The 13,170-nt window shown below is 37.7% G+C and carries 21 protein-coding genes; 16 read left to right on the forward strand and 5 right to left on the reverse strand.

Features of this window, described 5'->3' with window-relative positions:
- Positions 1-688 precede the first annotated feature (688 nt).
- The 4 genes from PHT16_03995 to PHT16_04010 all read right to left on the reverse strand — a co-directional run bounded on the left by PHT16_03995 (position 689) and on the right by PHT16_04010 (position 2,907).
- Positions 689-1,051, reverse strand: a complete 363-nt coding sequence (locus PHT16_03995) for a hypothetical protein (GenBank protein MDD5721569.1) — start codon at positions 1,049-1,051, stop codon at positions 689-691.
- 92 nt (positions 1,052-1,143) lie between these two features.
- Positions 1,144-1,587 carry a hypothetical protein gene (locus tag PHT16_04000; protein ID MDD5721570.1) on the reverse strand — a complete coding sequence of 148 codons (444 nt, stop codon included), beginning with the start codon at positions 1,585-1,587 and terminating at the stop codon, positions 1,144-1,146.
- 167 nt (positions 1,588-1,754) lie between these two features.
- Positions 1,755-2,009, reverse strand: coding sequence for a DUF5659 domain-containing protein (locus PHT16_04005; protein MDD5721571.1), 255 nt, complete (start codon positions 2,007-2,009; stop codon positions 1,755-1,757).
- 127 nt (positions 2,010-2,136) lie between these two features.
- Positions 2,137-2,907, reverse strand: coding sequence for a hypothetical protein (locus tag PHT16_04010; protein ID MDD5721572.1), 771 nt, complete (start codon positions 2,905-2,907; stop codon positions 2,137-2,139).
- Positions 2,908-3,007: 100 nt separating this feature from the next.
- Between PHT16_04010 and PHT16_04015 the strand changes: the two genes are divergently transcribed.
- From PHT16_04015 to PHT16_04045, 7 genes are all read left to right on the forward strand, one after another.
- Positions 3,008-3,199 carry a helix-turn-helix domain-containing protein gene (locus PHT16_04015; protein ID MDD5721573.1) on the forward strand — a complete coding sequence of 64 codons (192 nt, stop codon included), beginning with the start codon at positions 3,008-3,010 and terminating at the stop codon, positions 3,197-3,199.
- A 2-nt stretch (positions 3,200-3,201) separates the two neighbouring features.
- Entirely contained in the window at positions 3,202-4,311 is a 1,110-nt protein-coding gene (locus PHT16_04020; protein ID MDD5721574.1) for an adenine-specific methyltransferase EcoRI family protein, read from the forward strand.
- Between the two features lies 1 nt (position 4,312).
- The gene (locus tag PHT16_04025) at positions 4,313-5,482 is read left to right on the forward strand and encodes a DUF262 domain-containing protein (GenBank protein ID MDD5721575.1); all 1,170 of its coding nucleotides are present in this window, start codon (positions 4,313-4,315) and stop codon (positions 5,480-5,482) included.
- 20 nt (positions 5,483-5,502) lie between these two features.
- The gene (locus PHT16_04030) at positions 5,503-5,766 is read left to right on the forward strand and encodes a hypothetical protein (protein ID MDD5721576.1); all 264 of its coding nucleotides are present in this window, start codon (positions 5,503-5,505) and stop codon (positions 5,764-5,766) included.
- Between the two features lie 152 nt (positions 5,767-5,918).
- Positions 5,919-6,206: a type II toxin-antitoxin system HigB family toxin gene (locus PHT16_04035; protein MDD5721577.1), complete on the forward strand. Its 288-nt coding sequence runs from the start codon at positions 5,919-5,921 to the stop codon at positions 6,204-6,206.
- Entirely contained in the window at positions 6,191-7,429 is a 1,239-nt protein-coding gene (locus tag PHT16_04040) for an ImmA/IrrE family metallo-endopeptidase (protein MDD5721578.1), read from the forward strand. Before PHT16_04035 ends, PHT16_04040 begins: the two co-directional genes overlap by 16 nt.
- Entirely contained in the window at positions 7,426-8,571 is a 1,146-nt protein-coding gene (locus PHT16_04045) for a beta family protein (protein ID MDD5721579.1), read from the forward strand. The genes PHT16_04040 and PHT16_04045 overlap by 4 nt, the downstream gene beginning before the upstream one ends.
- On the opposite strand, the gene PHT16_04050 is transcribed toward PHT16_04045, so the two are convergent.
- Positions 8,513-9,133: a sce7726 family protein gene (locus PHT16_04050; protein MDD5721580.1), complete on the reverse strand. Its 621-nt coding sequence runs from the start codon at positions 9,131-9,133 to the stop codon at positions 8,513-8,515. The two genes, PHT16_04045 and PHT16_04050, sit on opposite strands and share 59 nt — an antisense overlap.
- A 575-nt stretch (positions 9,134-9,708) precedes the next feature.
- Between PHT16_04050 and PHT16_04055 the strand changes: the two genes are divergently transcribed.
- The 9 genes from PHT16_04055 to PHT16_04095 form a co-directional block, all read left to right on the forward strand.
- Positions 9,709-9,885 carry a hypothetical protein gene (locus PHT16_04055; GenBank protein ID MDD5721581.1) on the forward strand — a complete coding sequence of 59 codons (177 nt, stop codon included), beginning with the start codon at positions 9,709-9,711 and terminating at the stop codon, positions 9,883-9,885.
- Positions 9,886-10,132: 247 nt separating this feature from the next.
- The gene (locus PHT16_04060) at positions 10,133-10,528 is read left to right on the forward strand and encodes a DUF2178 domain-containing protein (protein ID MDD5721582.1); all 396 of its coding nucleotides are present in this window, start codon (positions 10,133-10,135) and stop codon (positions 10,526-10,528) included.
- On the forward strand, positions 10,521-10,715 hold the full coding sequence (locus tag PHT16_04065; GenBank protein MDD5721583.1) for a helix-turn-helix transcriptional regulator: 195 nt from the start codon (positions 10,521-10,523) through the stop codon (positions 10,713-10,715). Before PHT16_04060 ends, PHT16_04065 begins: the two co-directional genes overlap by 8 nt.
- Before the next feature lie 30 nt (positions 10,716-10,745).
- Complete coding sequence (locus tag PHT16_04070; protein MDD5721584.1) at positions 10,746-11,099, forward strand: hypothetical protein; 354 nt, start codon at positions 10,746-10,748, stop codon at positions 11,097-11,099.
- Positions 11,092-11,268 (forward strand): hypothetical protein, encoded by a 177-nt coding sequence (locus PHT16_04075; protein ID MDD5721585.1) that lies wholly within the window; start codon positions 11,092-11,094, stop codon positions 11,266-11,268. The genes PHT16_04070 and PHT16_04075 overlap by 8 nt, the downstream gene beginning before the upstream one ends.
- A complete protein-coding gene (locus PHT16_04080) occupies positions 11,265-12,074 on the forward strand; it encodes a hypothetical protein (GenBank protein ID MDD5721586.1) in 810 nt (269 codons plus the stop codon). The genes PHT16_04075 and PHT16_04080 overlap by 4 nt, the downstream gene beginning before the upstream one ends.
- A 198-nt stretch (positions 12,075-12,272) precedes the next feature.
- Entirely contained in the window at positions 12,273-12,656 is a 384-nt protein-coding gene (locus PHT16_04085) for a metallopeptidase family protein (GenBank protein ID MDD5721587.1), read from the forward strand.
- Between the two features lie 54 nt (positions 12,657-12,710).
- Entirely contained in the window at positions 12,711-12,965 is a 255-nt protein-coding gene (locus PHT16_04090) for an excisionase family DNA-binding protein (protein ID MDD5721588.1), read from the forward strand.
- Positions 12,962-13,170: hypothetical protein (locus PHT16_04095; GenBank protein MDD5721589.1), on the forward strand; the 209-nt coding region annotated here is incomplete at its 3' end. The genes PHT16_04090 and PHT16_04095, both read left to right, overlap by 4 nt.

Genomic DNA, 13,170 nt, shown 5'->3' on the forward strand with positions numbered 1-13,170 from the left:
CGAATGTCGTTATTGAGGCTACGTCAACGTTGCCTTTATTTTGCGGTACTTTGCTTAGAAGGTGATAAACTCCGTAACCTGCTCCAAAGACCGCTACAATGGCGATTACGGCGTAAATTTTGGCTTTTATTGTCATATGTTTGTTCATTAATTATTTACTTAATATTGATTTCGGCCTTTCTACACACAACATGGGCCGAAGGTTTAAGGAAGTCAAACAAAACAAAAAGGGACGACCAGAGCCTGCGTCCCACAAGATTGAATTGCACAAGGCAACCAATTGTGGAGGATAGTCGCCCCTTTCAGCCCGCAATTGGGCTTCAAAAGAAGCAATAACCCTGTGCAGATATTCAAACTTGTAGGACGCAATTATATTCTACGTCTTTTTGTTCATTTTTACAATGTACTGCTTTGATTTTTCCCCGATGTTTCCCCGATGACTTACCGATGTTTTGGTATATTTTTGGTTTAAAACCGACGAAGTGTTGACGAAGAATTGTAGAAGCTTTGGTTTATTTCTGGTCGCCTTTCGGTCGCTTTTAGTCGCCCTGTGGTCTAAAATCTATCCGCCTTTTGTCCGCCTTTCATCCGACTTTGGTATAAAACCTGTCCAAGTTTTATCCAATTCCTGTCCAGTTATTGGTCTAAATCTACCCTCGTTTTGCCCCAACCTTGCCCTCCTTTTGGTCTATCTTTGGTTTAGTTTTAGTTGTGCAAGTGTTTTTTTGAATTCTAAATGTTCTTCTGCTTTGGCTTTCTTTACTCTTTCGAAGATGTATCGCGATTCAATTTTTTGCTTCCATTCTTTTCTTTTGATCCAGCTGAATTCTTTTGACCAGTTTATAATTGTTGCTCTTGATGGCGCTTTCCCAATTTTTTCTTCTATGCCTTTTAAGGATTGAGGTGCTTTACTCTTCTTTGTTTGAATCTCTTTCCATTTACCCAACATCTTATTAACGCTCTCCATTTCGCAATAGAGAAGCCATGCCCAATATTGTCTTAGGTTTTCTCCGTCCATTATTGATAATTTTATTTTTATTTTATTGGTCATGATCTTAAATTTTGTATTTTTTGTCCTACCCCGTAGGCTTTATTTAAGCTTTATTAATAAATCTTTTTTAATCATCTTTCTTAATAAGGAGTTCATGGTGGTCTCGACCTTTGGTTCATGGTGGTCCTTAGCCAGGGTTCACTATGGTCTCTGGTTTGGATTAAAAATTGTCGATTGATGCGGTACATTGTTCCTCCCAATTTTCCGCTTTTAAGGGGCTCTCTTTTGGTCTCTATTAATCCAAGGTCCTTTAATCTTTTCCTTACACGTTTGCACGTTGATAGGCCGAAGCCGAAAGACTCAAATCCTAAACTTTTTCCGTCACGGTTTGAAAATAACTTATCTGTATGCCAGAACCATCCATCTTCACCTTTGCCATATCTGTTTTCTAAATGGCACAGCGTCATATAAAAATCTCGTTCCGCATGGGTTAGCTTTTTCTTTAATTCTTCATCGTCATAGGGTTTATGCGGCGCAAGAAAAAAGTTTGTCTTTTTCTTATTTATTTTTAGGTTTTCGAATGGGTTTGCTAACATAGTCATTGTTATTTTTTGGGGTATTCGGGAAGCCGAATTGTATGGCCTTGCAGTACTGAAAAAAGGTGTTGGCCCGTGCCGAAGCCTCGGCTGGTTCAAGTTTTACGCCGTACATGCGCTCATATAGGTCGGCAAATTGTTTTATGGCTTCAGCTGGGAGTGGCATATCAGTTTTCGTAAAGGCGCGCTTTGATCTGGCGGAGAGCCTCAAAATATCTGCGGGGCTCGACCTTTAATTCCCCGCGCCAATAATCAGTGATCGTTTCGTCTAGGTGTCCATCGCTATCTTTTTCAAAGAGAAATAATGCTTTTCTCGGATTTTCTTTATCTATTCCCTCGAGCGGAAAGAAAAGAAAAAGCACCGCCGCCAGTGCGAGGTCGGAGCTTTTGAAGTATTCTTTTTCGGTTGGTTTGGTCGTCATAGTCATTTTTGCTTTCACTGACCAATGGCGACTTGTCGGCGACTTATTCAAGAAAAACAAAAGACCCCCTTATTCTGGAGGTCTTCTTGATTTAAGCTTTATTTGTTTTTGTCGGGCTTGTCAGTGATTATTCTTCGTATACTTGATTGCTAAATAGATCGTCTATCTCGGCGTTTGCATCTTTGCTTTCTTTTGTATTTTCTGGAGGCATAAGTTGCAGCCTAATTTTATATGATCGCTCCTGCTTTTGCGGACCATACGGATGGTAGGGATAAAACGGATCATCGCTCAGCCCAAAGTAGTATTTAAGGGATTTTGAAAGCCTTTCTTTCCACTTCTGTATTTTAATCTGGGCGCTTTCTGAATCCCACATAAGCTCACCAGGTACGGGCTGTTTGGCTAAGAGCAATAAAAGTTGCCACTGGATATTTGGTTTTTCAATACTTCTTTTGTCTGCAAATCCCATTTGATAAAAGTTTTGTGGTTCTTGATATTTGCCAGCCCTTATCACAGCATTTCTGTCATCAATAAATTTTATAATGATTTTCTCCCAAGTAGTACCTGCTGGGAGATGGTGCGGAAACCTCTGGCCGTGATCATTTTTTGGCAAAGCGTTGCTGTTATAAAATTCTTCAAAATTCTTCTTATCAGTAATGGTTATTTTACAACCGTAAGATTCATAAAGAGTGGAGTCCTCAGTAATTTCGTATTTAATTCCAGCTTGTGAAGCTAATCCCTCAAGAGCGTCCTTAAGTGCTGAATAGTCATTTTCGTTATCAAGCTTAGCCCCGAAGCCTCCGAGCTCAAAGTTAAAATTATCGGCCGCAGGGTTAAGATCTCGGCGCTGTTGTATGGCTTCAAGTATATTTTTAGTGATACTATCGTTTATCATATTCATTTTCATTGTTTATCCCCATTATGACAAAAAACGTCATCTTTGACAATGAATATTTAAAGAGCTAAAATGATAATAACCAATTACAGAGGCACATAATTTTATGAATTCAAACATCGACAAACTTTTTACGATTGAGGAAGTCGCTAAAATTTTGCGGGTTAGCGGCCGATCGGTTACGCGTTATATCGAGTCTGGGAAGCTTAAGGCATCAAAAATCGGCGTGTGGAGAATTAAGGAGTCTGATTTGCACGCGTTTTTAGAAAAGACGAGTAATACAAAAAGAAGAAAATAGTTATGGCAAACGAATTTCTTACAAATGCGAAGAAAGTAAAAAACGACGAGTTTTATACTCAATATAGCGATATTCAAAAAGAGATTGAGGCGTATTTAGAGTACGACTCAGACGCATTTCGCGACAAGGTGGTTTACTGCAATTGCGACGATCCATTTGAGAGTAATTTCTTTCGCTATTTTGTGCTCAATTTCAATAAGCTTGGATTAAAACAACTCATCACGACGAGTTACAAGCCTTCGCCTGTAGCCAACACTCAGCTGGAATTGTTTGGCAATGACAAGACCCTAACAAAATCAAAGGGCCGTCCTAAGATAACTGCCAATAAATTTATTATTAATGAGGTGCGCGATATAGACAGCGACGGAGAATTTAATTTAAAAGATGTTGCCAAGCAGTTAAGGGCAAATAAACACAATGAATGGACGCCATTAGAAGGCGATGGCGACTTTCGCAGTGATGAATCTATTAATTTATTGGAACAATCCGATATCGTGGTGACTAACCCGCCCTTCAGTCTATTCCGTGAGTACATAAAGCAGCTTGTTGATCACGATAAAAAGTTTTTGATTATTGGCAACATGAACGCAATTACCTATAAAGAGGTATTCCCATTACTTAAAAAGAATAAAGTTTGGTTAGGTAATAATTACAAAGTCAATGCGGGTGCGATGTTTTTTGAGATACCAGAAAAAATTGCCAATTTGGAGCAAGTTCGTGAAATCAAAACAAATGAAAGTGGCAAGAAGGTTTATATTACACGAGTGCAAGGCATTCGTTGGTTTACTAATCTTGATCATGGCCGACGTCATGAACCGCTTCAGCTCATGACCGAAAAAGAAGTGATAAAGTTTACAACGAAAAAACCTTTTGAGAAATATGATAACTACGATGCGATAGAGGTCTCGTTAGTTAAAAATATTCCAAGCAATTACAAAGGTGTTATGGGCGTACCAGTTAGTTTTTTAGATAGTTATAACCCTGATCAATTTGAAATTTTAGGCTCAAATCGTGGAGTAGATCAGGACCCAAATAAAATATACGGCAAAGGCTCTTATTTGAATGGGAAAGAAGTTTATAAAAGGTTATTTATTAAACACAGAAAAAAATAATATGAAAACAATTTTAAAAACCAACATCACTGTCAAAGAAATTTGTGATGGATTTGTCTATAACGAACTTGAAGGTAAGGGTTTGTTTGGTTTGTCTGGTAAGCTGACTATTCAACCAGAATACCAACGTAATTATATTTATGCGTCTGATGGTGGTAAAAAAGAGATGGCCGTCATTGGATCAGTTCTCAAAGAGTACCCAATAGGATTAATCTATTTTAATAAAGTAAGCGACAGCAACCTAGAAGTTCTAGACGGCCAGCAACGCATCACCAGTCTTGGGCGGTTTATAACTGATAAGTTCGCCATCAAAGACGAAAATGGTATGGAGCAATATTTTTCAGGTCTTGCAAAAAATAAGCAATCTAAAATATTGAATACAACTCTAACTATTTATGAATGTAAGGGTGAAGAAAGCGAGATAAAAGAATGGTTTAAAACAATAAATATTGCTGGTGTTCCACTTAATAATCAGGAATTACTTAATGCGGTGTATTCTGGACCGTTTGTAACGCTCGGCAAAGAAGAATTTAGTAATAGTCAAAACGCTAACATCCAAAAATGGAGTGCATATATATCTGGTAGCGCCAATCGGCAGGAATTTTTGGAATGTGCTCTAGACTGGGTAAGTAAAGGCAATATCGGCGATTATATGAGTCGTCATCGTTTTGATAAAAATATTACTGAGCTTAAAAAATATTTCAACAGTGTGATTGACTGGGTGTCTAGTATATTTACTGACGTTGAAAGCGAGATGCGCGGACTTGAATGGGGGCGACTTTACGAGGAGTATCACAAAAAATCATATAATCCAGCTAAAGTATCAGCTGAAGTTCAAAAGCTCTACGCTGATCCGTATGTAAAAAATCGCAAAGGGATTTTTGAGTATATTCTTGGTGGTTCCGTTGACACGAAATTGCTTGAAGTCCGAGTTTTTGACGAAGCGACCAAAAAAGCTGTTTATGCAACACAAACCGCCAAGGCAGAGAAAAAGGGAGAATCAAATTGTCCGCATTGCGCTATTGGGCATGACGCTAATAAGAATAAGATTTGGGGTTTGGGCGAGATGGACGCTGACCATGTAGCGGCCTGGAGCAAGGGAGGCACAACTACAGCTAAGAATTGTCAGATGCTTTGCAAGACACATAATCGAGCAAAAGGAAACCGATAATATGCCATAGGAATAAATTTATGAGCAATTTTTCACCAAAATTAGAAGACGCAACTGACGAGCAATTAATGCATATGGTTAATGAACTTGATTTTCGTGTTGTTCCTCTCGCCTCTGACGAGCTAACAAGGCGAACCGTTAAAAAATTAGAAAAAACCATACAAGCTTTTAATGAGCAATCCTCAAAACAAACTGATAAAATGATATATTTTACTTGGTGGATTGTTGGATTAACAATTGTTATGGTAGCAGGGTTAATAATCCAAATTATATTAGCCATATAGATGTGCATTAAAAAGCGGTTTTTAAAGCCGTTTTTTATTAGCGGGGTGTGGATAAGTCAGGGTATTGACTTTTAATTATACAGGGAGTAGTATTACCACTATGGGAGCAATATATATGATATCCATAAAGCAAGATCAAAAAGACAAAGAATATGAAATTAATAGGCATACAACCATTGAGGGACTTCGTGAATATACATGCTGATTCGCGATCGCAAATTGAATCATGGGAGGCTGAAGTTGAAGAAGCCCAATGGGGTACGCCGCATGATCTCAAGAGCAAATATCCAAAAGCAAGTATTTTAAAGGACCAGAATGTAATTTTCGACATTTGTAGGAATAAATATAGGTTATGGGTAAAGATGAGTTATAAAAATCAAACCATTTTAATAAAAAAAATCGGCACCCACAAAGAATACGATAAATGGCAAATAATTTAGTAAAAAATATGGACGCAATTAAAATTATAAAAACTGAAGAAGACTACCAAAAAGCCCTTAAAATGGCAGAATGGCTAATTGTTCGTGATCCAAATCCAGATTCTCCAGAAGGAGAACAATTAAGACTCCTTACTACTCTCATAGAGGACTATGAATCTCAAACCTTTCCTAAAACTCTCCCTGATCCGGTTGAGGCGATAAAATTTAGAATGGAACAAGCCAATCTTAAACCCGCTGATTTAATTCCTTATATAGGCAGCCGTGGTCGTGTTTCAGAAATTCTTTCTGGCAAACGCCAACTTACACTTGATATGGTTAGAGCGCTTTCCACGGGACTTGGTATACCAGCGAAGGTATTAATACAAAAGCCAACACGACCAGAATTACAAAATTGGGATACGGGCCTTATAAGAACAATGGAGCAACGAGGTTATTTTGGTAAAAAAACTCTTAAAAAATATAATAAATCAGAACTTATAAATAGCTTCTTTGAGATGTTTGGAAATTTCCAGCCAGCCGTTTTGTATCGAAAAACTAGCTTTCGTTCTTCGCCCCGTACCGACAATAATGCTTTGATCGCATGGGGCCTGCGAGCATCGCGGAAAGCTGAGCAAATAAAAACTTCCGTTAAATACAAAAAGGGTACGGTAAACCTTAAATTTATGCAAGATGTTCTGCGATTCAGCACACAAGACGACGGTCCCTTACTTGCGCGTGATTATCTCAAAAAGCACGGCATCAAACTAGTGATAGAACCACATCTTCCTAAGACACACTTAGATGGCGCTACATTTATCGCTGATAAGAACAATCCTGTCATTGGTCTTACTATTCGTCATGATCGTCCCGATAATTTCTGGTTTACATTAATGCATGAACTTGCTCACGTTGCGCTACACTATGAAAATGAAACTGAATATTTCTATGACGAAAAAATTCAAGAGAAAGATGGAATACAAATTGACGACCAAGAAAAAGCCGCTGACGAACTCGCGGAAGAATCAATTTTACCCAGAAGTAAATGGGAGACAAGTGCTGCTAAACGAACGCCGAACCAATTTTCTACATTGGATTTAGCCAATGAATTGGGTGTACAAGCTGCGGTTATCGCGGGAATGATTCGATTCAAACATAAAAAATTCTATTATTTAAACGAAATGATTTATGACGAAAATCTTAAGATTAAAAAATTCTTCCCTGAAGAATTCACAGAACAAATATGACTATAATAAATTCTTACATTCCAATACTTCGCTGGAAATTAGCTGAGAGAAAAGCACTAGGGCAACTTTTTCAACAAGATAGAGAAAATTTAACACCCCTAATAGAATTTGTAATGCCGGCGGCCACTACCAAGAAGCAGGGCGACAAAATTTTGATTACAAAAACTCCTAAAGAAAAACTCACTGAGATGCTGTCTGATGTCGCAAACGATTTTCTGAAGTCATGCGGGCAAAATACTATATTTATTGACGTACACTTGCTAGATAGCGATGTAAGAGCTTCTTCGTTTGAACAAATTTTATCATCATCAAATAAACTGAATTTATTTTCTGTTCCGGTGATCTATATCATACCAGTGACTAGTACCAGCGCCGATATGGCAACTCGAACCATTGCCATTAATTATGCAAAATCGAGCGGGCACGGACTTTGTATTCGTATTGATAGGTCTCACTTTGATGAAAATGATCTCTCATCACATATTTCTAAGTTTTTGGCCGACAATAAACTTGATATTAAGAACATAGATTTACTTGTTGATTTGGGCGTTGTCGACCAGGGTACAATTACAGATGACATAATAAAAAAACTTAATCAGATTCCTAGCATTAATAATTGGCGTTCATTTATAATGTCTGCAGGTGCCTTCCCAAAAAATTTAACAGAATTTATGCCGGGTAAGGTGCATGAACTTGATCGATTAGATTGGAAGCTATGGAAATCCGTTAAAGATAGTGGTTTATCGCGCGCTCCGCTTTTCTCTGACTACACGATTCAGTGTCCCATATATGATCCAGTTAATATTAGAGGTAGTGTAAGCGTGCGGTACACAGATAACGATAAATGGTGGATATTTAGAGGTAAAAAACCAGGAGTTATTGACCAAAAGACAAAAGAGAAGGGACCAGGACTAGAGCAATATATAGATCATGCCAAAACACTTACAGGAGAAAGTTTTAGCCAACACTATAAAGGCGCGGATTATAGTTTTGGCGACGCAGAAATTACTAGAATCGCTGAGCCCAAAAATAAAAAGCCGGGAAACCCGACCACATGGCTTACCATTGGTATTAATCACCACATCACACTGGTTGCCCGTCAGTTCGCCAATTCTGCCGAGAAGAAAGCAGAACACTCCTAACATGTTTCTTTAACATCTTAAGATCGATTGATTCGGCGAGTCGTTGATACACAATTTCCCTAGGTTTTGAGCGGACACCATCTGCCTTGCCAAGATTTTCAAGTTTATCTAGGGCCTCTTGCCTCCACAATAATCGCGCAATCGAAACAGCATGTTGTTCAGGATTATCTTTTGCTTTTCTAATTATATTAAAAAAGACAACACCATCGTCACTTATGTGTGCCGTTTCTACTCCCCACCAATCAGGGATCATCTTAAATGCATCAATGAGATGTTTGCTGCCAAGAATAAGAGTAACCTGATCAAAGATAGCACTGTATGCTTGCACTTGTTCTGGTAATCTCTCGAGAGTATCGCGATCGCTCTTGATTTCATATCCATGCATTATGCCGTTTATGACCGCAATATCTATTCTGACGCTCCCATGCTGAACGCCCAGTTCATCGATTATTTTTAGCTCCTTATCATCTGCATGTTTCTTTTTTAAAACTTCTTTGAGCGCGGACCTGATGATCAAATCGTTTGTAGAGAGAATATTTTTTGATTTTTGTTTCTCAATCATAAAGATTTAGATCGGGTATTTATTATCACTTTAATTATATCACAGATTAAAATATTATGGTATATAAATAAAGCTCTTTAAAAACTGGCGGGGACAAACTTCCTCCCACTTTTCTGTAATTATGCTACGTCCCTTTTATCCCCCTCCGCAGCTGCTTTTTGAGGCATTTGCGGCGGGGGTTGGTATAAAAGGTCGACAGCCCTGATTAATAGAAAATAAGTTGAAGTCAAAAGTATGAGCAAGAAAATTATTACTCATACGGGAGAGAAGGCGCCTGTGTCTGGTCAATATCAGCCTGCAGGTACCAAACAGGAGATTACCTTATCAAAAGGTGATCGCGTGCCTCCATATCATCAAAGAGCAAAGTCATTTGTTCTTGTTGATAGAACGAAGCATAAGAGATAATCTTTCCCGTTCCTCGCCAGTTTTTAGGGAGTTTTAATTAATCAATCCAATCGAACGGAGATTCTTGACGGAGCATTTTAACGGCCGCGTCCATTTCGTAGGAGTGCCAATCGCTCAAAATAACCGTTCTAAGTTCACGCGCAACTCGGATATTATTAGAAATAAGTATTATGTTACCAGAAAAAGCGATAAAAGAATTTAAAGAACTTTATAAAAAACGATACGGCGTTGAGTTATCTGACCAGGAAGCATCATATAGGGCCAATAATTTATTTAATCTTTATAAGGTCACCTATATGCCCAATTCAATAATTGAGCCAGGGTTTCCAAAAAACGTTATTCAATAAAAAAGCATTAAAGGTGCCCGACCCCTTTAACATGGAGCGAATCTCTACCATCGGAGCAAACAAATGGCTCAACGGGATTTGAGCCATTTAAAAACCCTGTTTTATTTAGTCTCAACCACCTTTTAATTGAAGCGGTTTTTTGATGCATTAAATTGAAAAATTGGATATGTGGATAACCCTATTTGATTTAATGTAAAGTATAGCTTACAATTAGTAATGTATAGTTAACTTAATATTCCTGTAAAATATGAATTATAAACACTATCAAATGATCAGAACTTTAATTGGTCTTTTAATCGCAACAATGGTAATGACCGCAACCATTATCAATAATTTTTATTTGGCAATTTCAAGCGTCTTGATAGGAATGTTGTTTCTCTTTTTGGTTAAAAGTAAGTTTAAAAAAATTATAGTGGACGAAAGAATAATCTCGATAAGCGGCAGAGCTTCTCGAATTGCCCATAGCGTTGCAACAATGCTTCTTGCCTTGTCAGGCCTCTTTTTGATATTGGTGGGTAGAGATTATGAGGGGTCTAATCTTAAATTTCTCGGAGAAGTTTTTTGTTATATTGCTCTGTTGCTGATTATGATTTATTCAATATCCTATTATTATTTTAATAAAAAATATGGCGCAGATGACTAATAGAATAAAAGTTTTCCGTGCCGAACATAATATGACCCAAGAAGATCTGGCAAATAAATGCGGAGTGACAAGACAAACAATAATCGCCGTTGAAAAAAATAAATATGTGCCTTCTTTGGAATTAGCCTTTAAAATCGCACTCGTTTTCAAAAGGTCGATAGAAGAAATATTTAATTACAAGGGTTGATTAAAAATTATTATAATTAACAAAAATATTATGAAACTAGACAAAGAACAAATTAAAGTTATGAGATGGTTTGCCAGAATTATGGCTTTAGCGATAATATTATTCGCTTTGCCGTTTTATTTTGGTTACGGCAACCCGTTGCCATTCGTTAATCCCGATTATTCATTATGGGAAAATGTTGCCTTATCTATGATGCCGTTGGTTTTTATCGGTTTGGCATTGGGTTGGAAATATCCGAAAGTTGCAGGCTGGCTTATCGTTGTCGCAATTGCAATCGGCTTTATTGTCGGTCTTTTAACGGAAGCAAATCTTAGCATTAATTTAGCTGTGCCCATTATTCCAGGAATTCTGTACTTGATAGATGGATATAAAAGAAATGAATAAATATATTAAAATAACACTTTGTATTTTAGTAATATTATTTGGGCTGTTTTTAATCGTATTCGGCGGATACGACGACAGCCCTGGAGCGCAAGGACTCGGCCTTATTCTGATTATTGCCACAATTGTTATTGCGATCAGAGGCAGAAAGAAAAATAATAATCCACTATGATTTTTGAACACTCATCAAAAAATAAAAAGTTTTTGCTTGTCACTGCCCTCGTTATTTTAGTGATTGGAATTTTTGCATTTATGTATTCTCCTGTTATCTTTCAGGAGGGCAATCCTTGGCCACAAATCAAAGGAATTATTCAATTAAAATTTAGTGGTGCGGACATAGTCCAGTTGTCTGGTTCGGACAATAAATTCATGACTGAAAGCAAGAACGGAATGATGATACATAATTTTATGAAAACTAAAGGGTATGAGTTTACAGAACAAATGGGATCAGGTTATTTTTTTAAGTCTCCGACAGGACAAAGCGCAGTTGCCACTCACAGGTATTACAGCCGTTACTATTCGCTTTGGACCATTACCGAAAACAGCAATGGTTCCGATAATAATCCATGGGTGACAATCACCAATGACGATGGAATAACATTTCAATATCCCAAAGAATTATTGGCAAAATATATTAGCGTTGCAGGGTGGCCACCAACCATAAAGGTTGAATCAGGTAATTTTTCCTGTGTAGAAACGCCACAAGAAGTGAGTAGTATGCTTGAAATAACCAGCCAGAGATTAGTCGATAATAGAATTTATTGCGTTAACGTTAAAAACGAAGGAGCTGCAGGGAGCGTTTATTCTTCTTACGTTTATATGACTCCCGTGAGAGGAAAGCTGGTTTTAGTTAGTTTTATTTTGCGCTATCCTAATTGCGCCAATTACGACGAGGAACAGAGTCTGGCCTGCACGAGCGAAAGAGAGGCTTTTGACCTTGATGCAACGGTGGATCGCATAGTCCAAACCGTAAGATAATAATATAATTACCGCAGTTAGGGCTGTAGAATCAAAATGCGGTAAAATTCCAATAGGAATAGAGTAGTAAGTTATTTTAAGTGTTTCCACAGTCAATCAGGCATTAATTAATTAAATAATTTGGCCGCCGTTTCTATTTCGTAAGGCTTCCAGCCTTCCAGAATAATGGTTCTAACGGCGTTCAAGGCTTGCAACCATATGAATAAAAAAAACTTTGAAAAATTGGTGGAGCAGGGGATTGAGCTCATTCCTGAAGAATTTTTAACGAAGTTGGAAAATGTGGCAATTGTTATTGAAGACGAGCCGAGCCAGGAACAGTTGAAAAAAATGAAAATCGGCAATGGCCATCTTTTGCTTGGTTTATATGAAGGGGTTCCGCAAACCAGACGAGGCCCGCATTATGGAATGGTTTTGCCGGATAAAATTACTATTTTTCAAAAGCCGATTGAAGAAATTGCTGGCTCGGACGAGGAAATAAAACAGCTTGTAAAAAACACCGTTTGGCATGAAATCGCGCATCACTTTGGAAGCGATGAAGATCGGGTTAGAAAAGCGGAAAGGGAGAGAGGAAAACAAAATTAGTTAACATATGTTAACCATTGACTTATTGGTTAACATAGATTAAAATATATTAATATGGGAAAAGATTTGTTATCAACAACCGAGGTGGCAAAATTGCTTGGCATAAGCAGAATAGCCGTTTTTAAACAGATAAAAGCCGGAAAAATAAAAGCCAAAAAAGCCGGCCGGAATTTTATAATTCATAAACAAGATTTACCATTTCTTTTGGAAGGGGCATTAAGCGACAGCAAGAAGAGGCAGATAGAGGAATCGGTTAAAAAGACTATAAAAGAATATGGTGAAGCAATTAAATTATTAGGCGCCGAATGAAGCCATTAACTATTCTTGAAATCGAATACATAGCCCATAAGCTGGTCAGGGAAATAATGGAGTGGGACGAAAAGATTCCTGATTTTAGCACCCGTTATCCAAATATTTTAGAAAGCTGCTTGATTGTTCCTTTCCAAACATTTGGCGGAAAAACATTATATAAAGGGTTGATAGAAAAGGTTAGTATGCTTTTTTATTTGATGGT

The sequence above is a fragment of the Candidatus Paceibacterota bacterium genome, assembly GCA_028718635.1.
Lineage (GTDB): Bacteria > Patescibacteriota > Minisyncoccia > Phycocordibacterales > UBA9973 > UBA9973.